This is a genomic window from Pseudomonas sp. GD04091 (assembly GCF_029836165.1).
GTDB lineage: Bacteria > Pseudomonadota > Gammaproteobacteria > Pseudomonadales > Pseudomonadaceae > Aquipseudomonas.
In genome coordinates, this window is record NZ_JAOEBG010000015.1 from 56326 (window position 1) to 77842 (window position 21517).

Genomic DNA, 21517 nt, shown 5'->3' on the forward strand with positions numbered 1-21517 from the left:
CATATTCTGGCGGTTCGCAGCGAATTGACATCAATTGCCGACTGAAAGACACTGACGCGACTTGTCCCAGGTGCCTACAGCCGTTTTCCTGGATTCCGTCTTCGCTTGCCGGTCGAGCCCATGGTGTCTCCAGTCCCATCGCGCCTGCTGCCCGTCCTGAGCCTGTTCGGCCTGACCCTGGCCCTGACCGTGGCAGGCATCCTGGCTCGCCCGATAGAGTCCCTTTCGCTGTTCTGGCCGGTCAACGCGGTGCTCGCCGGCGTGCTCCTGCGCAACCCGCGGCAAGCCAACCTTTCCGGTTTCGTGCTGGTCTACCTGGGTATGGTCATCGCCGACCTGGCCTGTGGCAGCGCCTGGGTACCCGCGCTATGGCTCAACCTGTGCAACCTCGGCGCCATCGTCACCATCTGGTACCTGATGTCGCGCCTGCCACGCCTGCATCGTCGACTGCGCACGCCCCACGGTACGCTTTGCCTGTTCGCAGCCTGCGCGGCCGGGGCCGTGGTCGCTGCAAGCCTGGCCTGCGTGATGGCTGCGCCCTGGTTCCAACAGTCCCTGCAAGCGACCTGGCTGGCCTGGTTCAGCGAGCAGTTTTCCACCAGCGTGCTGGTGCTGCCGGTGCTGCTCACCGCGCCCTCGTCAAGGGCCTTGACCCGTGGCGGCAGCGCCAGCCAGCCGATTCGCCTGGCGCCGCTACTGGTACTGCTGGCTTCGCTGGCGCTCAGTATCGCCTTCGGCGGGCCCGGCGCGATCGCCTTCCCGATCGCCGCGTTGCTGTGGTGCGCACTGAGCTACTCGCCGTTTCTCGTGTCCCTGCTGGCTCTTACCGCAGGCAGCACGCTGATCGTCGCCGTGGCGCAGAACCTCATGCATTTCAGCGTGCCGCAGAGCGAGCCGGGTGTCTCCACCCTGATGTCGGCACGCCTGGGTATCGCCATGCTGGTGCTCGGGCCGTTGGTGCTGGCCTGCGTGAGCAGCGCCAACCGTAGCTTGATGGCTCGCCTGGCCCACCAGGCGACCATCGACCACCTGACCGGCACCCTCACTCGCAGTGCCTTCACCCGACGCGCCAATGCCCTGCTCGACGAGCGCCAGCGTCCTCCCTCAGGCCTGCCGCTCACCCTGATGATGCTGGACATCGACCACTTCAAGACGATCAACGACCGCTACGGCCATGCGGCCGGAGACCTGCTATTGCGCCAGTTCGCAACCACGCTGCAGGACCAGTTGCATGAAGGCGAACTGCTTGCCCGCCTGGGCGGCGAGGAATTCGCCATCGTCGTGCCGGGGCTGGCGCCCGAGCAGGCCAAGTTCACCGCCGAGCGCCTGCGTCGGGCGGTCCAGGACCTGCACACCACGCATGCCGACCCACGCCTGCAAGTCACGGTGAGCATCGGCCTGGCCGGCTGCGGCGCCGATACTCCGGCGCCCAGCCTGGACCAGCTGCTGGCCCAGGCCGACCAAGCCCTGTACCGGGCCAAGGCTCACGGTCGCAACCGTATCGAACAGGCCGATCCGCAGCGCCAGGTCGTCTGAGCTATCCGCCCAACAGGTCCCAGCTCAACTTGGCGATCAGCACGCACAACAGGACCAGGAACAGCCCCCGCACGAACCCCGCCCCCTTGCGCACCGCCAGCCAGGTACCGGTCAGCGCGCCCAGGATATTGAACAGCGCCATTGGCAGAGCGATGGCCCACAGTACGTTGCCCGAAGGAATGAAGAACACCAGCGCGGCCAGGTTGGTGGCAATGTTGACCAGCTTTGCCGAGGCCGACGCATGCAGGAAGTCCAGGGCGAAGAAACGGATGAACAGGAAGATCAGGAAACTGCCGGTACCCGGCCCGAACAACCCGTCATAGAAACCGATGGCACCCCCGATCAGCACCGCCAGGCATTGCTCCTTGCGTCCGATGGCCGTCGGCTTGTGCAAGGTACCGAAGTCCTTCTTGCAGAAGGTGTAGATGGCCATCAACACGATCAGCACCAGCACCGCCGGACGCATCAGGCTTGCCGGCACCAGCGACACGGTGGCGGCGCCGAAGAACGACATCACGAACGCGCTCAGCGCCGCCGGGACGATCAACCCCCAGTCCAGCTTTACCTTGCGAATGAACGAACGCGCGGCGAAGGCGGTGCCGCAGACCGAGGCCAGCTTGTTGCTGCCCAGCAGGCTTGCAGGTTGCGCGGCAGGCAACACGTTGAACAACGCCGGGATCTGGATCAGCCCACCGCCCCCCACGGCAGCGTCGATCAGGCCAGCAGCGAAAGCGAACAGCGAAAGCAGGGCAATATCCATCATGGCGAATGTCCAGGCGGTACAAGGCAGGCCGCCAGACTAATAAAAGCGTTGCGCTTATGTTGAAATACCACGTTGCGAAAACTGCAACGAGGATAGGCCAGATGGCACTGGACATGCTGCGTGAAATACAAGCTTTCGTCACCGTCGCCCACAAGCGCAGCTTCGTCAGTGCGGCCCGCGCCCTGGGCCGCTCACCCAGCGCCGTGACACGGGCTGTGCAGGCCCTGGAGGACAATAGCGGAGCCAAGCTGCTCAACCGTAATGCCAGCGCCGTGACCCTGACCGAAGCGGGTGAACGCCTGCTGCCCCACGCCGAACGCTTGCTGGATGTGCAACGGGATGCAGCCGATGAACTCGCCGCGCTGTCCGGTAGCGCACAAGGCTGGATTCGCCTGGCCGCCCCCGAGGTGCTTGCCCAGCAAGTGTTGCCGGAGGTGTTGGCCGAGTTCTCCTGCCGCCATCCGCAGGTCACCCTCGACGTGCAGTTCAGTGACCAGGCCCTCGACCCGTTGCAGGGCAAGTTCGACTTCGTGATACGGGGCGCCTTTCCACAATCGAGCGAACTGATCGGCTATCCCCTGTGGCGGTATCGCCGGCACCTGTATGCCAGCCCCCGGTACCTGGCGCATGCCGGCATACCGCTGGAGCTGGACGACCTGGAGCGGCACGCGCTGATCCTGCACACCGCCCCGCGCATCCTCAAGGCCTGGCATTTCTGTCGCGACGGCAGGATCAGCAGCCTGCGCCCCCGGCCACGACTACGGCTGGGTTCAGGCGTCGCGGTGCTGCAGAGCACGCTCGCTGGCGCGGGCATCGCACGCCTGGCCGACTGGCTGGGCGAGCCCGAAGTGCTTGCCGGCCGCCTGGTGCGGGTGTGCCCCGACTATCACTTGACCTCCAGTAGCGGACATGACCCGCAGATGCACGCGGTCTACCCGGCCGGCGACGTGCCGGCGCGAGTCCGCGAGCTGCTGCAGGCACTGCGCGAAGCCCGCCCGCGGCCGGGCAAAATGGCCTGAACAACGCTGCTCAAATTCTGCTCAATCTGACAGAGGCCTTGCCAGACAACATCTGCAGCGTTTTATCCACAGACCTACCCACGTTTTTTGTGGACAGTTTCAGCAAGCCTTGAAGGAATTATCGCAAACGCAGCAAGGCGGCATTGGCCAGTCTTACCAATTCGATCCACTCGCTTGCACTGATCACCCCGGAACGCTCCAACTCTTCGGCACGGCGCAGTGCCTGATCGTATTGCTCTTCGTGAAGGATATCCTCGCCGAGAAAACGACCGCGCCACTCCAGCATCGCTGCAGTGCCTTTCTTGCATTCCATAGTGTGTATCGACTCCAAGGCAAGTGATCGGCCCGTGTGCCCGGGCCCTGGGGTTGGGGGCGCGAGATTACACGAGCGACTTGCACTTGAGAATGACTTGCAGCTACCGCTTGTCCAGACAACCGCGGCGAGGCAAGACAGAGAGCCCGCCTTCAGGCCGGGCGGGCTGGCAGGAAAATGCGGCTCAGCTTGGCGGAATGGTACCGAGCAAGCCAATCATGATAGTCAGCAGCAGAAAACCACCCAGAAACAGCGCGAGCTTGCCCATCGGAACCTCTACAGTGTGATGACGGAACGGCGGGGCTGGCCGTTGCTGGAGCGAAGCGGCGCAGCCTGCCCAGCGCACACCGTGTTGGAAGGCTGGGCCTGGGCATATTGTCGGGCAGTGACTGATACGATCACAGATTCAGGTTCGCGCAAAAAAAGCGGATCAGATGATCCCGCCCCGCTCCTTCACCACTGTGCTACGGTCGCGGCACAGCCAAGGAGAACCGCCGGACATGACCGCTCTCGCCGACAACGCCGCTCTGCTGATCATCGACATGCAAAATGGTATCAACCATCCGCGCCTAGGCCGACGCAACAACCCCGAGGCTGAGCTGCGCATGGGCGAACTCCTCGGCGCCTGGCGCCTGGGGAGGCGCCCGGTGGTCCATGTCCGCCACATCTCCCGCGACCCAGGCTCGGTGTTGCGCCCGGGCCAGAGCGGCTGTGCATTCCAGCCAGCCTTCACCCCACTGGCCAGTGAAACGGTGTTCGAAAAGCACGTGCCAGACGCTTTTTGCAACAGCGGCCTGGAACGCTGGCTGCACCAACGCGACATCAACCAGCTGGTCATCGTCGGTGTGATCACCAACAACTCGGTGGAGTCCACCGCGCGCTCGGCGGGCAACCTGGGGTTCGAAACGGTGGTGGTGGCAGACGCCTGCTACACCTTCGACCAGCACGACCTGCCAGGGCGGTTGTGGTCGGCGGAAGATGTGCACGCATTGGCCCTGAGCAACCTGGCCATGGACTATGCGCGTATTCTCGAAAGCGCCGCGGTGCTCGCCATGACCTGAACTCAGCCGAGCAGGCGCAGCTTCGCCATCGGTACCCAGCCAAGCTCCCCGTTGGCTACCCGGCGACACCAGAGCCAACCGTTCAAGGGGCGCAAGCCTTCCAGTTGCTGGCCAGGGTCGATGTCCAGCTCATGGGCCGAGTAGGCTTCCAGCGCCCTGCCCCGATCGACACCAAGCCGCTCGATCACCTGGGCAGGCACCCAGCCAGGCTCCTGGCCGTGGCAGCCGCACAGGTACCAGTCCTCCCAGTGCTCGTCGCCCTCGTAGCGTTGGCCGATGCTCAGCAACGCGCCACGGGCGAAAGTGATGGGCGCAGGGTACTCACTGCGGTGTGCTGCGATCGCGACGTACTTCACAGGCCTCTCCCTGGCTGCGAAAAACGTCGATGCTAGTCGAAGGGCCCTCAGAGCACCATGACCATTTCATGCCAGGCCATGCCGCCGTGATCGGAGGCTGACGGACGGACGTACGCGTAGCCCATCCTCTCGTACAACCCGACATGCCGCGCCTTGCACATCAGGTGAATGGTCGCTTTGCCTCGTTCGCGCATCTGCTCGACGAACCGCGTCATCAGGCGGCTGGCATGACCCTGACCTTGGTGGACCGGGTCGAGCACGACCGACATGATCACCACATTGGGCGCCTGCGGATCATGCCCGACCAGCTCCTTGAACGCCTCGTCCGACATCAGCACCTCATGGGCGCAGCCGCTGTTGATGAAGCCGATCACCTGGTCATCCGCCTCCAGCACCAGAAAGCCGTCCGGGTACTGGGCGATGCGCGTGGCGATCTTTTCCCGGGTGGCAGCTTCGTCGCCTTCGTAGGCGCTGGTTTCGATCTGGTAGCAGCGGTCTACGTCGGTTGACAGGGCATGGCGGAACGTCAGGGTGCTCATGGGGCGGATCCGGATGGCGGGAAACAGGGGCGGCATGCTAACGGAAGTCGCCGCCCGGCTGCATGCGCCGGGCGCCACTCAGACCGACCGGGTGATACCCCCATCGACCCGCAGGTTCTGCCCGGTGATGTATCCCGCGCCCTCGGAAGCCAGGAAACTGACAGTCGCCGCGATCTCTTCGGCCTTGCCGTAACGCTCCATGGGAATCCGGCTACGAAATTCTTCCTTCTCCGGCAAGCTGTCGATGAAGCCCGGCAGCACGTTGTTCATGCGGATGTTCTCGGCAGCGTAGCGATCGGCGAACAGTTTGGTGAAGGCCGCAAGCCCGGCGCGGAACACCCCCGAGGTCGGGAAGGTCGGATCCGGCTCGAAGGCCGCGAAAGTCGAGACATTGATGATGGCGCCGCCCTTCTGCCGCTGCATGATCGGCGTCACCAGCCGAGTCGGACGCACCACGTTGAGGAAGTACACCTCCATGCCACGATGCCAGTCCTCGTCGGTCAGCTCGAGGATAGGCGCACGCGGTCCGTGACCGGCACTGTTGACCAGCACATCGACCCGCCCCCAGCGCTGCATCACGCTGTCGACCAGACGCTGCAGGTCTTCTACCGACTGGTTGGAGCCGGTCACGCCAATGCCGCCCAGCTCTGCCGCCAGCGCCTCGCCCTTGCCGGACGAGGACAGGATGGCGACCTTGAAGCCATCGGCGGCCAGCCGCCTGGCGGCCTCGGCGCCCATGCCACTGCCACCTGCGGTGATGATTGCCACTTTCTGAGAAGCCATGTGCCGTTCCTTTCAGGAGTTGATCAGGTAGGTGCATGAAGCCAGAATCCGCTTGACCGCACCAATCACAAATACTGGCACGAGCCTGCAGGAAATCTACCGGATGAGCGCTCCCAAGCGACGCAACGCCCCCGCCATCATCAATCACCTGACGGCATTCGAGGCAGCCGCCCGCCTGGGCAGTTTCCGCGCTGCGGCCGACGAGTTGCATGTCACCCCCGGTGCTGTCGCCCAGCAGGTGCGCACGCTCGAAGCCAAGCTCGAGCGCCCGTTGTTCGAACGGCTGCCCCGTGGCCTGCGGACCAACCGGGACGGTGCCGACTATCTCGCCCGCGTGCGCCTGGCCCTGGACATCATCGAAGACGCCACCGGCGAACTGCTGGAGCGTGACAGGCAGCACGACCCTCGGCAGATCCTGCTCAGCACCACGCCGGCCTTTGCCAGTCGCTGGCTGATCCCGCGCCTGGGCCAGCTGGCTCAGGCGCACCCTGAGGTGGCCGTGATGATCGACGCCTCCGACAGCACCCGGCCACTCAGCGGCAAGGGGGCCGTCGACCTGGCAGTGCGCTGGGGGGCGCCGCCTTTTGCCGAGTCCTATGCCCTGCCCTTGCTGCCCGGCGTGGCGGTACCCGTCTGCGCGCCCGCGTTGCGTGGCGAACATCAGTGGCAGCGGGCCATCGACCTGGTCCGGCAGCCACTGATTTCCGATAGCCACAACAATTGGAAACGCTGGTTCGACCACCATGCGCTGCCCGGCACCCGCTTCAACGGCCCTGTGTTCTCCCAGACCATTCTCGCCATCGAAGCCGCCGAGCAAGGCATGGGCATCGCCCTGGTGCCTCGCCTGCTGGTGGAAAACGCCCTGAAGGCCGGCACGCTGGTGCTGGCGCTGGAAGAACACGAACTGCACAGCAGCGCGGGGTTTCATTTGCTCGCAGATCACACGCCGGAGCCGGGGTCTGCCGCCGAACAAGTGGCACGCTGGCTGGAAAGCGAAGCGAAAGCCCAGGCCTGAACGCTGTGTACAGATGCAAACGCCCAGAGGGTGGCCTTCGGATAGCCAATTGCAACATATCGTTTCAGCATGGTGTGGTAAGCCATGCCCTGCTCCGATCCTCGCGCCAAGCCAGCCGTTCAGCGCCAAGGCGTGCCAGGAAAGGCCTGGCGCTGAGCAGGCGGAAGCAAGTGGAAATACTCATACCTACTGTTTCGTAAGACTATTCCTGCGCACTAGTAGGACGCTTCAGCCGCAACGGCTGTCGGTGTATGAATAATCAGTATTGAAGGGTGGATTGAACTGATACCGTCGAGTCTTTCCTACAACGGCACGGATGCCAAGGCATGTGAGAACGACATGGATAACTACGACACCTCGGCCCTCGGATTGCAGAAATGCCTGCTGAACATGCGGCGGGATCACGCAAGGCTCGAAGCACAAGGCGAACTGGAAAAAGCAGCGAGCCTGGCTCGCGTGATTGCGACGCTGGAAGAGGGGTTGAACAGGACGCCCGAACCATTGAAGCCGACGACGTTGCAGTGATCGTTTCAGCTGCCAGGCGCAGCAGTAGCGTAACCAGCAAGCGCCCTCGACAAGCATTGCCGTCACTGATACGACCAGCGCCGGCGCGCTGGTCGAGCGGCTGACGTACAGCCGTCCGGCCAGGTCCTGTCGATCGCCACTTCAGGATTCACGAGGCATGCGAACCACCTCGTAAAATCTAGTAACACTCCCCAGGCAGCCCATTCATGAAACCGAACGGCGTGAATGCTGTCCGATTGCCATCGGTAACGGCAGAGGCCGCCCATCCCGACCAGAAGGCCGGGCAGGATCCGCGCCGCGTGACAATCCTTGAACGGCCTCGATACCCCGGTTTACCGGCGCGTGCATCCCGCCTGCGGAGAATGCCGCACCAATTCAAACAAGGCTGAAAGAGCGAACCATGAAACAGAACATTCTCCTCGTTGCCGTCTGTGCCGCCCTGCTCCAGGCGTGCACCCCGGCTTCCACTTCCCATGAAGGATCGCCCTCCATGCCCGCCTCCACTTCGTCTGTCGCCGCCCAGCCAGAGCTGACCGCTTACTACTGGAACCTGGTATCGGCCAACGAGGCCTCGGGCGCCCCCATCGACGCCCTGACCAAAGGCATCGAGCGCAAGCTACGCCTGAGCTTCGCCGAAAAGAACCTGAATATCAGCGGCGGCTGCAACACCCAGTTCGGCGGGTACAGCTATCAGGACGGCGTATTGAAAGTACAGTCACTGGCCTCGACCCTGATGGCCTGCGACAAGTCTCTGATGGACGTGGATACCCAGGTCGGTCGCCTGCTCAAGGGCGACTTGCGCGCCGCTATCGGCGGCGACACCTCGGAGCCGGTGCTTCAGCTGACCACCCAGGACGGCTCGGTACTGAAGTTCCAGGGCGAAGCCACCCCGCAGACCCGTTACGGCAGCAAGGGCGAGATCAAATTCCTGGAAGTAGCCGCCAAGACCGTCAAATGCAGTCATCCGCTGATCCCGAACTATGAGTGCCTGCAAGTGCGCGAACGCCGTTATGACGACGCCGGCCTGCAACTGCCGACTCAGGACACCTGGCATCCGCTGTACCAGTCCATCGAGGGCTACGAGCACCGTGACGGCGTGCGCACGGTGCTGCGGGTGAAGCAGTACGAGTGGAAGAACCCGCCAGCTGACGCCCCATCGAACGTCTACGTGCTGGACCTGGTGGTCGAGCAGGACACTTCGGGCAAACGCAAGTAATCGCAGCAGAGGCAGGCCGGCATCCACCGGCCTGCAACTCGACGGCGATCATTGCTTCCCGTTCGCCACAGGCATGAAAGCACCGACCAAAAGGACACTCGCAGGCCCCAAGAGGAAACTCACGCTCGTTCCTGGGCTCATCACCGGCACGACAATGGTCATTGCGAACAGGCCTGCGCCTATCCAGAACCGTCGACGCGGCGTGAGCCACCCTCGAATACGCTCCAGCCACTTGGGCATTGCCAGACTCCTGTCTTTTATGGGGCACCACTGCACGGCCGCGCGCTCAAAAGGCGACATTACCGAACGGGCTTATCGCCGAACTGGAGCAACTAGCAAAGTATCGGAAGCGTTTCCGAAATAAACCATTCCCAAGGGTGTTCCCATGGGTAGTTTTTCTGTGCCCCAGAAACGCAAAAAGCCCTGAATAATCAGGGCTTTGAATATGGCGGAAGCGTAGAGATTCGAACTCTAGGATAGTTGCCCATCGACGGTTTTCAAGACCGTTGCCTTAAACCACTCGGCCACGCTTCCAGCTGGTTTTGCGGCGGCAATCATACCGTAATGAAACAAGCTGTCAAACTCTCTGTGTCGCGGGTTGCGGCAGCTCTGATATGCTCCGCATCATACGTTCCAATACCGCAGGTCCCGAACCGCGGTCTCACCCCAAAGGAGTGCGCCATGCGCGAACAGGATTATGCCGTCCAACACGGCCAGCAGGTCGAGCAGCAGGAGGTCAGCAAGGTCCTGCGCAACACGTACAGCCTGCTGGCCCTCACCCTCGCCTTCAGCGGCGTCATGGCTTTCGTCGCCCAGCAGATGCGTGTCGGCTACCCGAACATCTTCGTCGTGCTGATCGGCTTCTACGGCCTGTTCTTCCTCACCGCCAAGCTGCGTGATTCGGTCTGGGGCCTGGTGTCTACCTTTGCCCTCACCGGTTTCATGGGCTTCATCCTCGGCCCGATTCTCAACCGCTACCTGGGCATGGCCGGTGGCGCCGAGGTAGTCAGCTCGGCCTTCGCCATGACCGCCCTGGTGTTCGGTGGCCTGTCGGCCTACGTGCTGATCACCCGCAAGGACATGAGTTTCCTCAGCGGCTTCATCACCGCCGGTTTCTTCGTCCTGCTGGGTGCCGTGGTCGCCAGCTTCTTCTTCCAGATCAGCGGCCTGCAACTGGCGATCAGCGCTGGCTTCGTGCTGTTCTCGTCGGTCTGCATCCTGTTCCAGACCAGTGCCATCATCCATGGCGGCGAGCGTAACTACATCATGGCGACCATCAGCCTGTATGTATCGATCTACAACCTGTTCGTCAGCCTGCTGCAGCTGTTCGGCATCATGGGCCGCGACGACTGACCGGATCAGTTGAGCGCCCCGCGAAAAAGCCCGCCTCGGCGGGCTTTTTCGTACCTGTGGGTTAGGCAACCGGGCCAGTGAATGAGCAAAGAGACATTGACCTAAAAGTCAGCTTACTGCCTGTTTCCTCCCCGATCGTGTGGCCATCGTGCTTGCCTCTACCCCAATGGCTTTTCAGCCCGTAGAATGCGCTCCTTTTTTCTTCCGGGGCAGCATTTCCCATGAGTTCACACGAACACGGCCCGGGCGCGGCGGCGCCTGCCAATGAACTGGTCCTTGGCCTCGAGGACAAGCCACGCCTGCTGATCGGCCTGCTGGCGGCACTGCAACATCTGTTGGCCATCATCGTGCCAATCGTCACGCCGGGCCTGCTGATCTGCCAGGCGCTGGGCGTGTCGGCGCGAGACACCAACCTGATCGTATCGATGTCGCTGGTGATCTCGGGTATCGCCACCTTCGTCCAGTGCAAGCGCTTCGGCCCCTTCGGCGCCGGGCTGCTGATCGTCCAGGGCACCAGCTTCAACTTCGTCGGGCCGCTGATCGCCGGCGGTGCGCTGATGGTCAAGCAAGGCACGCCGGTAGAAAGCGTGATGGCGGCGATCTTCGGCGTGGTCATCGCCGGATCGTTCGTGGAGATGGGCGTTTCGCGCATCCTGCCCTTCGTCAAGCGCCTGATCACCCCATTGGTCACCGGCATCGTCGTGCTGATGATCGGCCTGACCCTGATCAAGGTCGGCCTGATCAGCATGGGCGGCGGCTTCGGCGCCATGGCCAACGGCACCTTCGCCGATGGCGAGAACCTGCTGCTGTCAGGCGTGGTCCTGGCGATCATCGTCATCCTCAACCGTATCCCGGTGGTGTGGATGCGCAGCTGCGCCATCGTCATCGCCCTGGCCGTCGGCTATGCCCTGGCCGGCTACCTGGGTCGCCTGGACTTCACCGGCATGCACCAGGCCGCACTGTTCCAGGTGCCGACACCGCTGCATTTCGGCCTGGGCTTCTCCTGGTCGCTGTTCATCCCGATGCTGGTGATCTATCTGGTCACCGCCCTGGAAGCCATCGGTGACGTGACCGCCACCAGCAAGGTCTCGCGCCAGCCGGTCGAAGGTCCTGTATGGATGCAGCGGATCAAGGGCGGCGTACTGGTCAACGGTGCCAACTCGTTGCTGGCCGGCCTGTTCAACACCTTCCCCAGTTCGATCTTCGCCCAGAACAACGGTGTGATTCAGTTGACCGGCATCGCCAGCCGCCATATCGGTATCTGGATCGCGGTCATGCTGATCCTGCTGGGCCTGTTCCCCAGCGTTGCCGGGGTGATCCAGGCCGTGCCGGAGCCTGTGCTCGGCGGGGCAGCCATGGTGATGTTCGGCGCGGTGGCCGCGTCGGGGATCAATATCCTCGCCAGCACCCGTCTCGACCGCCGCGCCCTGCTGATCATCGCCGTGTCGCTGTCGCTGGGGCTGGGCGTGGCGCAGGTCCCTGAGTTCCTTGCGCATATGCCATCGGCACTGCGCAATGTGCTGGAATCGGGCGTCGCCACCGGCGGCATCTGTGCCCTGGTGCTCAACTGGTTCCTGCCGGAGAGCAAGGAGCAGGCCTGATCCGCACCCGCCTGACCCAAAAGCCCGCGCCCACCCGTGCGGGCTTTTTGCTTTATCATGGCCGAATTCCTTCGCACGAGCGTTCCATGAAATTCGCCATCGCGGTTTTTTCCCCGGCCCATGCGCCCTCCTCGCGCCGCGCCCTGCGCTTTGCCGAGGCAGTGCTGGCCGGCGGGCATGAAATTGCCCGATTGTTCTTCTATCAGGACGGGGTACACAGCGCCTCGGCCAATATTGTCGCGCCGCAGGACGAACTGGACGTGGCCGCGCAGTGGCGCGCCTTCGTCAACGAACACCGACTCGATGCGGTGGTGTGCATCGCCGCCGCCTTGCGCCGGGGCGTGCTCGATGACACGCAAGCCAATCGCTACCAGCGTCCGGCGGTCAATCTGCCGATCATGTGGGAGCTGTCCGGTCTCGGCCAGTTGCACGAAGCCGCACAACAGGCCGATCGCCTGGTCTGCTTCGGAGGTGATTGAGATGGCCAAGTCCTTGCTGATCATCAGCCGCCAGGCCCCCTGGAACGGCCCAGGCGCCCGTGAGGCGCTGGATATCGCCCTGGCCGGCGGCGCCTTCGATCTGCCGCTGGGCATGCTGTTCCTCGATGACGGCGTGTTCCAACTGGCCGCACAGCAGCAACCCGATGCCCTGGAGCAGAAAAACCTGGCGGCCAATCTCCAGGCCCTGCCGATGTTCGGTGTCGAGGAACTGTTCGCCTGTGGTTACAGCCTGGCTCGCCGAGGCCTGGATGGCGGCTCGCTGAGCCTGCCGGTCGAGGTGCTAGACGACGCCGCGCTGACTGCGCTGATTGCCCGCTTTGACCAGGTGGTAACGCTCTGATGACGACCCTGCACGTAATCGCCCACTCCCCCTTCGGTGACGAGCGCCTGGCCAGCTGCCTGCGCCTGCTGGGCCCACAAGACGCGCTGCTGCTGTGCGGCGACGCCACCTACGCTCTCACCCAAGGCAGTGAACCCTGGCAAGCCCTGCAAGCCGCCGCGCTGGACGATCGCCTGTTCGCCCTCACCGAGGACCTGCAGGCCCGCGCGCTCGCCAGCGACCTGGCCCGGGCCGTGGATTACCCAGCCTTCGTCGAGCTCACCCTGCACTACGACAAGGTCAACAGCTGGCTATGAGTACCCTGACCGTCGGCGATCATGCCATCGCCCTGGACAAGGACGGCTTCCTGGTCGACCTGCGGGACTGGTCCCGTGACGTCGCGGATGCCCTCGCCACACGCGAAGGTATCGCGCTGACCGAGGACCACTGGGAAATCCTCGCGCTACTGCGCCAGTTCTATCAGGAGTACCAGCTGTCACCGGCCACCCGCCCGTTGATCAAGTACACCGCGCTCAAGCTCGGCGCGGACAAAGGCAACAGCCCGCACCTGAACCGCCTGTTCAATGGCACCCCCGCCAAACTCGCCGCCAAGCTGGCGGGACTGCCCAAGCCGACCAACTGCATATGAACGAACCACGCCCCCTGACACTGCAGACCCCGGCCGAACATCCATTCGCCGAATTCGTGCGCATCCTCGGCAAAGGCAAGCGTGGCGCCCGTGGCCTGACCCGCGAAGAAGCCCGCGCCGCCATGACCCTGCTGCTCGAAGGCAAGGTCGAGGACACCCAGCTGGGCGCCTTCCTGATGCTGCTGCGACACAAGGAAGAGAGCGCCGAAGAGCTCGCGGGCTTCACCGAAGCGCTGCGTGCTCATCTGCAAGCACCGAATATCGCCGTCGACCTCGACTGGCCCAGCTACGCCGGCAAGAAGCGCCACTTGCCCTGGTATCTGCTGGCAGCCAAGTGTCTGGCAGGCAACGGTGTGCGCATCCTGATGCACGGAGGTGGCGCGCATACCGCCGGGCGGCTGTACACCGAACAGTTGCTCGACCTGCTGCAGATCCCACTGTGTAGAGACTGGACCGCCGTGGGACGAGCCCTCGACAGCGGACGCCTGGCCTTCGTCCCACTGCACGACTGGGCACCACAGTTGCAGCGCATGATCGACCTGCGCAACACCCTCGGCCTGCGCTCGCCCATCCACTCCCTGGCTCGGGTCCTGAACCCCCTCGCGGCCCGCTGCGGCCTGCAGAGCATCTTCCATCCCGGTTACCAGGCGGTACACCGCGAAGCCAGTCGACTGCTCGGTGACCATGCACTGGTGATCAAGGGTGACGGTGGCGAGATCGAGGTCAATCCGGATGTCATCAGCCACCTCTACGGCACCTCGTCCGGTGAGGCCTGGGATGAAGAGTGGCCGGCACTCAGCGCCCAGCGCCATGTGAAGCCCGCGACCCTGCAACCGGAGCACCTGCTCGCCGTATGGCACGCCGAGGCTGATGACAGTTATGGCGAAATGGCGGTGGTCGCGACCATGGCCCTCGCCCTGCGCGGGCTGGGCAAGCCTCGCGAGGAGGCGTTCAATATCGCCCGCACCTATTGGGCAACACGGCAAGACATCGAATAAGTCGATGAGAAGCGCGCATTCTTTGCGCTATTTATTCGAACGGTTTTCTCTAGACTGAGCTCCAACGACAAACGACTTTGTTCCGAGGAGCTCCGACATGGGCCTTTTGATCGATGGACGCTGGCAAGACCAGTGGTACCAGACCAGCAAGGACGGCACTTTCCAGCGCGAAAGCGCCCAACGCCGCAATCAGTTGCCCGCCGCCGAAGCCGGCCGATACCACCTGTACGTGTCGCTGGCCTGCCCCTGGGCTCATCGCACCCTGATTTTCCGCGCCATCAAAGGCCTGGAGCCACTGATCGACGTCTCCGTGGTCAGCTGGCTGATGGGCGAGCATGGCTGGACCTTCGATCAGCAGCAAGGCTCGACCGGCGATCATCTGGATGCGCTGCAGTACCTGCACCAGCGCTATACCCAGGACGACCCTCGCTACACGGGCCGCGTGACCGTGCCGGTGCTGTGGGACAAGAAAGAGCAACGCATCGTCAACAACGAGTCGGCGGAGATCATCCGCATCTTCAACAGCGCGTTCGACGAACTGACCGGCAACACGCTGGACCTGTATCCACAACCCCTGCGCGCCACCATCGACGCGCTCAACGAACGCATCTATCCAGCCGTGAACAACGGCGTCTATCGCGCCGGGTTCGCCACCTCGCAGGACGCCTACGAGGCCGCCTTCGACGATGTATTCAACGAACTGGACCGGCTGGAGGCATTGCTGGATCGACAGCGCTACCTGGCCGGTGAGTACCTGACCGAAGCCGACGTGCGCCTGTTCACCACACTGGTGCGTTTCGATGCGGTGTACCACGGCCACTTCAAGTGCAACCTGCGCCGCCTGGGCGACTACCCGAACCTGTCCAACTGGCTGCGCGAGCTGTACCAGTGGCCGGGCGTGGCGGGCACGGTGAACATGGAGCATATCCAGAAGCACTATTACATGAGCCACAAGACCATCAATCCGAACGGTATCGTGCCCAAGGGGCCGCTGCAGGACTTCAACCTGCCGCATGATCGGCAGCGGCTGCCAGGAAAAGGGATCTGGAAAGGGTGAGCAAACCAGGGCTGCATTGCAGCCCTTTCACGGCACACGCCCGCCTCTACCCACGCTCGTCGAGCAATGCCTGGATCACCCGATCCTGCCCCGCATAGTCGCCCTCGCCAAAGTGCACATGCCTCACCTGCCCCTTGCGATCGACAAAATAATGCGCCGGCCAGAACTGGTTGCCCCAGGCGTTCCAGATCCGATAGTCGTTGTCCACCGCCACCGGGTACTCGATGCCCAGCTGCCTCACCTGCGCCCGCACATGGCCGATATCACGCTCGTGATCGTATTCCGGCGTATGCACGCCGACCACCACCAGCCCCTGCTCAGCGTAGCGCCGCGCCCAATCGTTGACATGGGGCAGGCTGCGCCGGCAGTTGATGCAGTCGTAGGTCCAGAAATCCACCAGCACCACCTTGCCCTCGAGCGCCGGGCCATCCAGCGGCGGCGAGTTGAGCCACTGGCTTGCGCCGGCCAGCGACGGCATGGGGCCGTAGCTGTCCCGGGCCAGCAGATGCCCCGCCAGGCCCAGCCCGACCAGCGCCAGGGCCACGCCGCCGGCCTTGAGCAGGCGGCGCCTGAAACGCACCTCAGTTGTCATGGCAGCCACTGGTGGCGTAGGAGCGGTACTCGACACTCTGCGCCTTGCCTTGGGAATCGAGGTAGTCCATGCGGGTTTTCACCGGACCACAGGTATTGCTGCGGTCATCCTTCACCGACAGCACCTTCTTCACATCCAGCCGGTCGCCGTAGCGGTACTGCATCACGCTGGCATCATTGAGCGAGCTGCTGCTGGCCTGGGCAGCCAGGGCGCCGAGGCCGAGGACGGCGAACAGGGCGGCACTGGCGAGGGTCTTGAGGTTCATGGCATTTCTCCTGGAACGAGGTCGTGGCATGGGGAGGCATCGCTCCCCGGTCGAGAGCCATTTCACGCCCGACAGGTATCTTGCTTGTGTCCACCGGTGGGGTGATGTGCTTGCGTCTGTATCTGCGCCGGGGCCAGATACACTGCAATACAAACCACGGCAGGCAAGCCCGGATCCGCTCGGTACACTGCGCCCATCCCCCCGCACAAGGACACCCCGATGGAACACGTCGATCACATCCTGGTCGTCGACGACGACCGCGAGATCCGCGAGCTGGTCGGCAACTACCTGAAGAAGAACGGCCTGCGCACCAGCATCGTCGCCGATGGTCGGCAGATGCGCGCGTTCCTGGAAAACAACGCTGTCGACCTCATCGTCCTCGACATCATGATGCCCGGCGACGACGGCCTGCTGCTGTGCCGTGAGCTGCGCGCCGGCAAGCACCGCAACACACCGGTGCTGATGCTCACCGCGCGCAACGACGAGACCGATCGCATCGTCGGCCTGGAGATGGGCGCCGACGACTACCTGAGCAAACCCTTCTCCGCCCGCGAACTGCTGGCGCGGATCAACGCCGTGCTGCGCCGCACACGCATGCTGCCGCCGAACCTGACCATCAGCGAAAGCAGCCGCTTGCTCGCCTTCGGCCCCTGGCGCCTGGACACCACCGCCCGCCACCTGCTCGACAAGGAGGGCACCCTGGTGGCGCTGTCCGGCGCCGAATATCGCCTGCTGCGCGTGTTCCTCGACCACCCGCAGCGGGTGCTCAGCCGCGAGCAGCTGCTCAACCTCACCCAGGGCCGCGAGGCGGACATCTTCGACCGCTCCATCGACCTGCTGGTCAGCCGTCTGCGCCAACGCCTGGGCGACGACGCCCGCGAGCCTACCTGCATCAAGACCGTGCGCAGCGAAGGCTATGTATTCTCGCTGCCGGTACAGCTGCTGGAGCCGCCGGCATGAAATGGCCCCGCACCCTGGCCTCGCGCCTGGCGCTGATCTTCTTCACCGGGCTGGTGCTGGCCTACGGCCTGTCGTTCAGCCTGCAAGCCTATGAGCGCTACGTCAGCAGCCGTTCGATGATGCTCAGCAACCTGGAGCTGGACGTCTCGACCTCGGTGGCCATCCTCGACCGCCTGCCCGCCGCCGAGCGCGCGGCCTGGCTACCACGCCTGGAACGGCGCACCTATCGCTACCGCCTCGACGGCGGCCTGCCCGGAGAAGCCATGCCCAGCGCCGACCCACCCATGGCCGCCGAGTCCATCGTCAAGGCCATCGGCGATCGCTACGCACTGACTTTCCAGGAGATCCCCGGCCCCAGCGCGCACTTCCAGGCGCACCTGCGCCTGGCCGACGGCGCGCCGCTGACCATCGACGTCACCCCCGCCACGGTGCCGGTGGCCACCTGGCTGCCGGTGGTGCTGCTGATCCAGCTGGCGCTGCTGCTGGCCTGCACCTGGCTGGCCGTACGCCTGGCGATCGGCCCGCTGACCCGCCTGATCCGAGCCCTGGACACCCTCGACCCGAACAACCCCGGGCCCCAACTGGACGAAAGCGGCCCGCGCGAGGTGCGCTACGCCGCCGTGGCCTTCAATGCCTTGCAGGCACGCATCGCCGCCTACCTCAAGGAACGCATGCAACTGCTCGCCGCTATCTCCCACGACCTGCAAACCCCCATCACCCGCATGAAGCTGCGGGTCGAGCAGATGGACGATGGCCTGGAAAAGGACAAGCTGTGGCACGACCTGGATGCCATGGAACATCTGGTGCGCGAGGGCGTGGCCTATGCCCGCAGCATGGACAGCAGCACCGAGGCACCCTGCCGGGTCAACCTCGATGCCTTCCTCGACAGCCTGGTGTTCGATTATCAGGACAGCGGCGCGCAGGTCGACCGGCGCGGCAGCACCCAGGCGACCCTGCAGACCCGACCCCACGCCTTGCGCCGGGTACTGGTCAACCTGGTCGACAACGCCCTGAAGTTTGCTGGCGCCGCGCAGTTGGAGGTGGGGTGCGAGGACGGCGTGACGCTGATCCGCGTGCTCGACAATGGGCCGGGGATACCTGAAACGGAGCTGGACGATGTGCTCAAGCCGTTCTACCGCGTCGAAGGGTCGCGCAACCGCAGCACGGGCGGCACCGGGCTGGGGTTGGCGATCGCCCAGCAGCTCACCCAGGCCATGGGCGGCAGCCTGACCTTGCGCAATCGCGCCGAAGGCGGGCTGTGCGCGCAGGTCGAGCTGCGCTGAATCCACCACCGCCGGGGCTGCCGTGCAGCCCTTTCGCCGGCACAGGCGACAACAAAGCAAGATCGTTCAAGCCACTCCCGCGGCACTCTGGCATGCTGGTCTGCCCTGTCGATTCGTTGTCGTCCCATGTCCAGCCCGCCAGTCGCCCGCCAAGCCTTCCTCCACGGCGCCATCGCCATCCTGCCGCTGTCACTGGCCGTCGCGCCCTGGGGCCTGCTCGCCGGCTCCATGGCCATCGAGGCCGATCTCAGTGCCTGGCAAGGCCAGGGCCTGTCGGCCATCGTCTTCGCCGGCGCGGCGCAGTTGGTGGCGATCGGCATGCTCAAGGGTGGCGCCAACCTGTTCTCGATTCTGCTCACCACCTTGCTGCTGACCTCGCAGCACCTGCTCTACGGGCTGTCGATGCGCCCGGTGCTGTCGGGCCTGCCGACCCGCTGGCGACTGGGCCTGGGTTTTCTGCTCACCGATGAGTTCTTCGCCTTGACCAGCCACCACGACCAGCAGCAGTTCAATCGCTGGTACGCCCTGGGCGTCGGCCTGACCTTCTATGTGGCGTGGAACCTGTTCACCCTGGCCGGCATCGTGCTTGGCCAGAACATTCCACACCTGGACCGGCTGGGCCTGGATTTCTCCATCGTCGCCACCTTCGTCGCCCTGATCGCGCCGCTGGTACGCAACCTGCCGACGGTGGTGTGCGTGGCGGTGTCGCTGTTCTGCTCGGTGCTGTTCAGCCACTGGCACTGGGAAACCGCCCTGGTGGCGGCAGGCCTGCTGGGCATGACCGCCGGTTTCGTCTGCCAGAAGTTCTCCGGAGGCCGCTCATGATCTGGCTGCTGATCGTTGCCATGGGCGCGGTGGTGTTCCTCAACCGCTACGCTTTTCTCGAACCGCGCCTGCCCCTGCGCCTGAGCTCCAATGCCCGGCAGTTCCTCGGCTTCGCCGTGCCCGGCATGCTCACGGCGATCTGCGGGCCGATCATCTTCCTGCCTGGTCACCAGCTCGACCTCAGCCCACTGAACCCCTACCTGCTTGGTTCGCTGGTGGCCATCGCCCTGGTGCTGTTGACCCGCAGCGTGTTGCTGAGCATGCTGGCGAGCATGCTGATCTTCTTCCTCCTGCGCAGCTGGCTGGCATGAGCACGCCCCTGCGCGAACAGACTCACCTGTGGCAGGCGCCCGCCCTCGGCGACGTCGAGATGCTGCACGCTCGCTACATTCAGCAACGCTTCGCCCCGCATGTGCACGAAGGCTACGTGTTCACCGTGATCGAATCCGGCGCCCAGCGCTTCTGGCACCGTGGCAGCGAGCACCTGGCGCCGGTAGGCAGCATGGTGCTGATCAACCCCGACGAACTGCACACCGGCGCCACAGCCCACGAGGCCGGCTGGCGCTACCGTGGCTTCTACCCCGAGCATGAACGGGTCACCGGCGTACTCGACGAACTGGAGCTAGGCCGCAACGGCCTACCCCGCTTCAAGGACAGCGTGATCCAGGACCCTGCCCTGGCCGCAGCCTTCAGCCAGTTGCACCAACTCTCCGAGTCCGATGCCAGCGCGTTGGAACAGCAGACCGCCTGGCGCCAGGCGGTACTGGCGCTGGTGCAGCGCCACGGCCACTGCGCCGAACCCGCCGCCCCTGGCAACGAGCCGCTGGCCGTGTCCCGCGCGCGCGAGCTGCTGGAAAGCCAGCTCGCCGCCCCTCCCTCGCTGGAGGCCCTGGCGGCAGCGGTGAATCTGTCTCCTTTTCACTTCGCCCGGGTATTCCGCCAGGCCACCGGCCTGCCACCGCATGCCTGGCTCAAGCAGCGCCGCCTGGCCCGTGCCCGCGAGCTGCTGCGCAGCGGGTTGCCGGCCCTGGAGGTGGCCTTCACCCTCGGCTTCGCCGACCAGAGCCACCTCAGTCGCCAGTTCAAGCAGGCCTATGGCGTCCCTCCCGGGGCTTATCGTCAGGCTTGCCTGGCGCTATAGGCCCCCGGGGTGGTCCCGGTCATGCCGCGAAAGAACGCGATGAACGCGCTGTCGCTGGCAAACCCCAGGTCTTCGGCGATATCGCCCAATGGTCGCTGCAACGCCAGCTGCTCCACGGCACGCAACAAACGCCACTGCTGCCGCCACTGCTGGTAGGACATACCGGTGTCTCGACGCAGTACGCGGCTGATGGTCTTCTCGCTGGCGCCGACATGCCGCGCCAGCTCGCCCAAGGCAGGCGGCAGTTGGTCCAGGCGCTCGACCAGCCCGGCGAGGCGCCGGTCGCCCGGCAGCGGCAGGAACATCGGCTGGCGAGGTGCCCGCTGCAGCTCGTCCAGGCACAGCGCCAGCAGGTGCGCTTGCGCACCGGCGCTCCATGCCGTGTCGAACGGCGCCTGGGCAATCCGCTCGAGCAGCTCGCGCAACAATGGATTGACGCTGAGGATCGTGACCTCCCGGGGCAGTCGCTCACCGAGCGTCGGGCTGAAATAGAGCGAGCGATAGTCCACCGTCTCGCGCATGCGCGCCCGGTGCGCCAACCCTGCCGGAATCCACGCCGCCTGGGTCGGTGGAAGCAGGCACAGGCGACCGGGCGCCTGGATGCGGACACAGCCCTGGCGGGTGAACAGCACCTGCCCGCGCCCATGCCGGTGTTCGCCAGAGTCGTGATCGCCCAAGGCCGAACAGATACCCACTACCGGGGCATCGAAGGCATCAGGGTCGAAATGTGCGTCAGGTTGCAGCCAGGCCACGATAGCGTTGTCCGATTTCAACGATAAATAAGCGGAATCGCGATAATAGCCCACAGTGCAGAACCCCTACGATGGCCTCCCGTTCTCGTTCCAAGG

At 64.4% G+C, this 21517-nt stretch carries 27 protein-coding genes and 1 tRNA gene; 19 read left to right on the top strand and 9 right to left on the bottom strand.

The genetic code is table 11. The annotated features are described in order from the left end of the window. Positions 1-105: 105 nt before the first annotated feature. A complete protein-coding gene (locus N7422_RS17890; protein ID WP_279807797.1) occupies positions 106-1536 on the top strand; it encodes a diguanylate cyclase in 1431 nt (476 codons plus the stop codon). A gap of 1 nt (position 1537) precedes the next feature. Here N7422_RS17890 and N7422_RS17895 read toward each other — a convergent pair whose 3' ends face one another. Then, positions 1538-2299, bottom strand: coding sequence for a TSUP family transporter (locus N7422_RS17895; protein WP_279807798.1), 762 nt, complete (start codon positions 2297-2299; stop codon positions 1538-1540). A 101-nt stretch (positions 2300-2400) separates the two neighbouring features. Between N7422_RS17895 and N7422_RS17900 the strand changes: the two genes are divergently transcribed. Further along, positions 2401-3318: a LysR family transcriptional regulator gene (locus N7422_RS17900; RefSeq protein WP_279807799.1), complete on the top strand. Its 918-nt coding sequence runs from the start codon at positions 2401-2403 to the stop codon at positions 3316-3318. 118 nt (positions 3319-3436) lie between these two features. On the opposite strand, the gene N7422_RS17905 is transcribed toward N7422_RS17900, so the two are convergent. Continuing rightward, positions 3437-3631 (bottom strand): hypothetical protein, encoded by a 195-nt coding sequence (locus N7422_RS17905; RefSeq protein ID WP_279807800.1) that lies wholly within the window; start codon positions 3629-3631, stop codon positions 3437-3439. A 500-nt stretch (positions 3632-4131) separates the two neighbouring features. Here N7422_RS17905 and N7422_RS17910 point away from each other — a divergent pair, with 500 nt between their 5' ends. After that, positions 4132-4692 carry a cysteine hydrolase family protein gene (locus N7422_RS17910; RefSeq protein WP_279807801.1) on the top strand — a complete coding sequence of 187 codons (561 nt, stop codon included), beginning with the start codon at positions 4132-4134 and terminating at the stop codon, positions 4690-4692. Between the two features lie 2 nt (positions 4693-4694). Here the strand turns inward: N7422_RS17910 and N7422_RS17915 are convergent, their stop codons facing one another. The 3 genes from N7422_RS17915 to N7422_RS17925 all read right to left on the bottom strand — a co-directional run bounded on the left by N7422_RS17915 (position 4695) and on the right by N7422_RS17925 (position 6370). Continuing rightward, entirely contained in the window at positions 4695-5048 is a 354-nt protein-coding gene (locus N7422_RS17915) for an SH3 domain-containing protein (RefSeq protein ID WP_279807802.1), read from the bottom strand. A gap of 47 nt (positions 5049-5095) precedes the next feature. Then, positions 5096-5587, bottom strand: a complete 492-nt coding sequence (locus N7422_RS17920; RefSeq protein ID WP_279807803.1) for a GNAT family N-acetyltransferase — start codon at positions 5585-5587, stop codon at positions 5096-5098. A gap of 78 nt (positions 5588-5665) precedes the next feature. Beyond that, a complete protein-coding gene (locus N7422_RS17925; RefSeq protein WP_279807804.1) occupies positions 5666-6370 on the bottom strand; it encodes an SDR family oxidoreductase in 705 nt (234 codons plus the stop codon). Positions 6371-6473: 103 nt separating this feature from the next. On the opposite strand from N7422_RS17925, the gene N7422_RS17930 reads away from it, so the two are divergent. From N7422_RS17930 to N7422_RS17940, 3 genes are all read left to right on the top strand, one after another. Continuing rightward, entirely contained in the window at positions 6474-7385 is a 912-nt protein-coding gene (locus tag N7422_RS17930) for a LysR substrate-binding domain-containing protein (protein WP_279807805.1), read from the top strand. A gap of 339 nt (positions 7386-7724) precedes the next feature. Further along, entirely contained in the window at positions 7725-7910 is a 186-nt protein-coding gene (locus N7422_RS17935) for a hypothetical protein (RefSeq protein WP_279807806.1), read from the top strand. 490 nt (positions 7911-8400) lie between these two features. Continuing rightward, a complete protein-coding gene (locus N7422_RS17940) occupies positions 8401-9126 on the top strand; it encodes an META and DUF4377 domain-containing protein (protein WP_279807807.1) in 726 nt (241 codons plus the stop codon). Positions 9127-9572: 446 nt separating this feature from the next. On the opposite strand, the gene N7422_RS17945 is transcribed toward N7422_RS17940, so the two are convergent. Next, positions 9573-9660: transfer RNA gene (locus N7422_RS17945), tRNA-Ser, on the bottom strand. Between the two features lie 147 nt (positions 9661-9807). Between N7422_RS17945 and N7422_RS17950 the strand changes: the two genes are divergently transcribed. The 8 genes from N7422_RS17950 (at position 9808) to N7422_RS17985 (ending at position 15603) form a co-directional block, all read left to right on the top strand. Then, positions 9808-10479, top strand: a complete 672-nt coding sequence (locus tag N7422_RS17950; protein WP_279807808.1) for a Bax inhibitor-1/YccA family protein — start codon at positions 9808-9810, stop codon at positions 10477-10479. A gap of 221 nt (positions 10480-10700) precedes the next feature. After that, a complete protein-coding gene (locus tag N7422_RS17955) occupies positions 10701-12080 on the top strand; it encodes a uracil-xanthine permease family protein (RefSeq protein WP_279807809.1) in 1380 nt (459 codons plus the stop codon). Positions 12081-12166: 86 nt separating this feature from the next. Beyond that, complete coding sequence (gene tusD, locus N7422_RS17960; RefSeq protein ID WP_279807810.1) at positions 12167-12559, top strand: sulfurtransferase complex subunit TusD; 393 nt, start codon at positions 12167-12169, stop codon at positions 12557-12559. A 1-nt stretch (position 12560) separates the two neighbouring features. Beyond that, positions 12561-12920 (top strand): sulfurtransferase complex subunit TusC, encoded by a 360-nt coding sequence (gene tusC, locus N7422_RS17965; protein ID WP_279807811.1) that lies wholly within the window; start codon positions 12561-12563, stop codon positions 12918-12920. Beyond that, positions 12920-13216 (top strand): sulfurtransferase complex subunit TusB, encoded by a 297-nt coding sequence (gene tusB, locus N7422_RS17970; protein ID WP_279807812.1) that lies wholly within the window; start codon positions 12920-12922, stop codon positions 13214-13216. Before tusC ends, tusB begins: the two co-directional genes overlap by 1 nt. Continuing rightward, positions 13213-13548, top strand: coding sequence for a TusE/DsrC/DsvC family sulfur relay protein (locus tag N7422_RS17975; protein WP_279807813.1), 336 nt, complete (start codon positions 13213-13215; stop codon positions 13546-13548). Before tusB ends, N7422_RS17975 begins: the two co-directional genes overlap by 4 nt. Positions 13549-13562: 14 nt before the next feature. Next, on the top strand, positions 13563-14546 hold the full coding sequence (locus tag N7422_RS17980) for a glycosyl transferase family protein (RefSeq protein WP_279807866.1): 984 nt from the start codon (positions 13563-13565) through the stop codon (positions 14544-14546). A gap of 97 nt (positions 14547-14643) precedes the next feature. Beyond that, positions 14644-15603, top strand: coding sequence for a glutathione S-transferase family protein (locus N7422_RS17985; RefSeq protein WP_279807814.1), 960 nt, complete (start codon positions 14644-14646; stop codon positions 15601-15603). Positions 15604-15649: 46 nt separating this feature from the next. On the opposite strand, the gene N7422_RS17990 is transcribed toward N7422_RS17985, so the two are convergent. Then, positions 15650-16195 (bottom strand): thioredoxin family protein, encoded by a 546-nt coding sequence (locus N7422_RS17990; protein WP_279807815.1) that lies wholly within the window; start codon positions 16193-16195, stop codon positions 15650-15652. Then, positions 16185-16460, bottom strand: coding sequence for a DUF2790 domain-containing protein (locus N7422_RS17995; protein WP_279807816.1), 276 nt, complete (start codon positions 16458-16460; stop codon positions 16185-16187). Before N7422_RS17995 ends, N7422_RS17990 begins: the two co-directional genes overlap by 11 nt. Before the next feature lie 219 nt (positions 16461-16679). Here N7422_RS17995 and N7422_RS18000 point away from each other — a divergent pair, with 219 nt between their 5' ends. The 5 genes from N7422_RS18000 (at position 16680) to N7422_RS18020 (ending at position 20669) form a co-directional block, all read left to right on the top strand. Then, on the top strand, positions 16680-17420 hold the full coding sequence (locus N7422_RS18000; protein ID WP_279807817.1) for a response regulator: 741 nt from the start codon (positions 16680-16682) through the stop codon (positions 17418-17420). Further along, complete coding sequence (locus tag N7422_RS18005; protein ID WP_279807818.1) at positions 17417-18703, top strand: HAMP domain-containing sensor histidine kinase; 1287 nt, start codon at positions 17417-17419, stop codon at positions 18701-18703. The genes N7422_RS18000 and N7422_RS18005 overlap by 4 nt, the downstream gene beginning before the upstream one ends. A gap of 126 nt (positions 18704-18829) precedes the next feature. Continuing rightward, complete coding sequence (locus N7422_RS18010) at positions 18830-19528, top strand: AzlC family ABC transporter permease (RefSeq protein ID WP_279807819.1); 699 nt, start codon at positions 18830-18832, stop codon at positions 19526-19528. Then, entirely contained in the window at positions 19525-19839 is a 315-nt protein-coding gene (locus tag N7422_RS18015; protein WP_279807820.1) for an AzlD domain-containing protein, read from the top strand. The genes N7422_RS18010 and N7422_RS18015 overlap by 4 nt, the downstream gene beginning before the upstream one ends. Then, a complete protein-coding gene (locus N7422_RS18020) occupies positions 19836-20669 on the top strand; it encodes an AraC family transcriptional regulator (RefSeq protein WP_279807821.1) in 834 nt (277 codons plus the stop codon). The genes N7422_RS18015 and N7422_RS18020 overlap by 4 nt, the downstream gene beginning before the upstream one ends. On the opposite strand, the gene N7422_RS18025 is transcribed toward N7422_RS18020, so the two are convergent. After that, the gene (locus N7422_RS18025) at positions 20648-21421 is read right to left on the bottom strand and encodes a helix-turn-helix transcriptional regulator (RefSeq protein WP_279807822.1); all 774 of its coding nucleotides are present in this window, start codon (positions 21419-21421) and stop codon (positions 20648-20650) included. The two genes, N7422_RS18020 and N7422_RS18025, sit on opposite strands and share 22 nt — an antisense overlap. Positions 21422-21517 lie beyond the last annotated feature (96 nt).

Coding starts and splice junctions, on each gene's coding strand:
- N7422_RS17895 (WP_279807798.1), bottom strand. CDS start 2,299: ATGATGGATATTGCCCTGCTTTCGCTGTTCGCTTTCGCTGCTGGCCTG.
- N7422_RS17900 (WP_279807799.1), top strand. CDS start 2,401: ATGGCACTGGACATGCTGCGTGAAATACAAGCTTTCGTCACCGTCGCC.
- N7422_RS17905 (WP_279807800.1), bottom strand. CDS start 3,631: ATGGAATGCAAGAAAGGCACTGCAGCGATGCTGGAGTGGCGCGGTCGT.
- N7422_RS17910 (WP_279807801.1), top strand. CDS start 4,132: ATGACCGCTCTCGCCGACAACGCCGCTCTGCTGATCATCGACATGCAA.
- N7422_RS17920 (WP_279807803.1), bottom strand. CDS start 5,587: ATGAGCACCCTGACGTTCCGCCATGCCCTGTCAACCGACGTAGACCGC.
- N7422_RS17925 (WP_279807804.1), bottom strand. CDS start 6,370: ATGGCTTCTCAGAAAGTGGCAATCATCACCGCAGGTGGCAGTGGCATG.
- N7422_RS17930 (WP_279807805.1), top strand. CDS start 6,474: ATGAGCGCTCCCAAGCGACGCAACGCCCCCGCCATCATCAATCACCTG.
- N7422_RS17935 (WP_279807806.1), top strand. CDS start 7,725: ATGGATAACTACGACACCTCGGCCCTCGGATTGCAGAAATGCCTGCTG.
- N7422_RS17940 (WP_279807807.1), top strand. CDS start 8,401: ATGCCCGCCTCCACTTCGTCTGTCGCCGCCCAGCCAGAGCTGACCGCT.
- N7422_RS17950 (WP_279807808.1), top strand. CDS start 9,808: ATGCGCGAACAGGATTATGCCGTCCAACACGGCCAGCAGGTCGAGCAG.
- N7422_RS17955 (WP_279807809.1), top strand. CDS start 10,701: ATGAGTTCACACGAACACGGCCCGGGCGCGGCGGCGCCTGCCAATGAA.
- tusD (WP_279807810.1), top strand. CDS start 12,167: ATGAAATTCGCCATCGCGGTTTTTTCCCCGGCCCATGCGCCCTCCTCG.
- tusC (WP_279807811.1), top strand. CDS start 12,561: ATGGCCAAGTCCTTGCTGATCATCAGCCGCCAGGCCCCCTGGAACGGC.
- tusB (WP_279807812.1), top strand. CDS start 12,920: ATGACGACCCTGCACGTAATCGCCCACTCCCCCTTCGGTGACGAGCGC.
- N7422_RS17975 (WP_279807813.1), top strand. CDS start 13,213: ATGAGTACCCTGACCGTCGGCGATCATGCCATCGCCCTGGACAAGGAC.
- N7422_RS17985 (WP_279807814.1), top strand. CDS start 14,644: ATGGGCCTTTTGATCGATGGACGCTGGCAAGACCAGTGGTACCAGACC.
- N7422_RS17990 (WP_279807815.1), bottom strand. CDS start 16,195: ATGACAACTGAGGTGCGTTTCAGGCGCCGCCTGCTCAAGGCCGGCGGC.
- N7422_RS17995 (WP_279807816.1), bottom strand. CDS start 16,460: ATGAACCTCAAGACCCTCGCCAGTGCCGCCCTGTTCGCCGTCCTCGGC.
- N7422_RS18000 (WP_279807817.1), top strand. CDS start 16,680: ATGGAACACGTCGATCACATCCTGGTCGTCGACGACGACCGCGAGATC.
- N7422_RS18005 (WP_279807818.1), top strand. CDS start 17,417: ATGAAATGGCCCCGCACCCTGGCCTCGCGCCTGGCGCTGATCTTCTTC.
- N7422_RS18010 (WP_279807819.1), top strand. CDS start 18,830: ATGTCCAGCCCGCCAGTCGCCCGCCAAGCCTTCCTCCACGGCGCCATC.
- N7422_RS18015 (WP_279807820.1), top strand. CDS start 19,525: ATGATCTGGCTGCTGATCGTTGCCATGGGCGCGGTGGTGTTCCTCAAC.
- N7422_RS18020 (WP_279807821.1), top strand. CDS start 19,836: ATGAGCACGCCCCTGCGCGAACAGACTCACCTGTGGCAGGCGCCCGCC.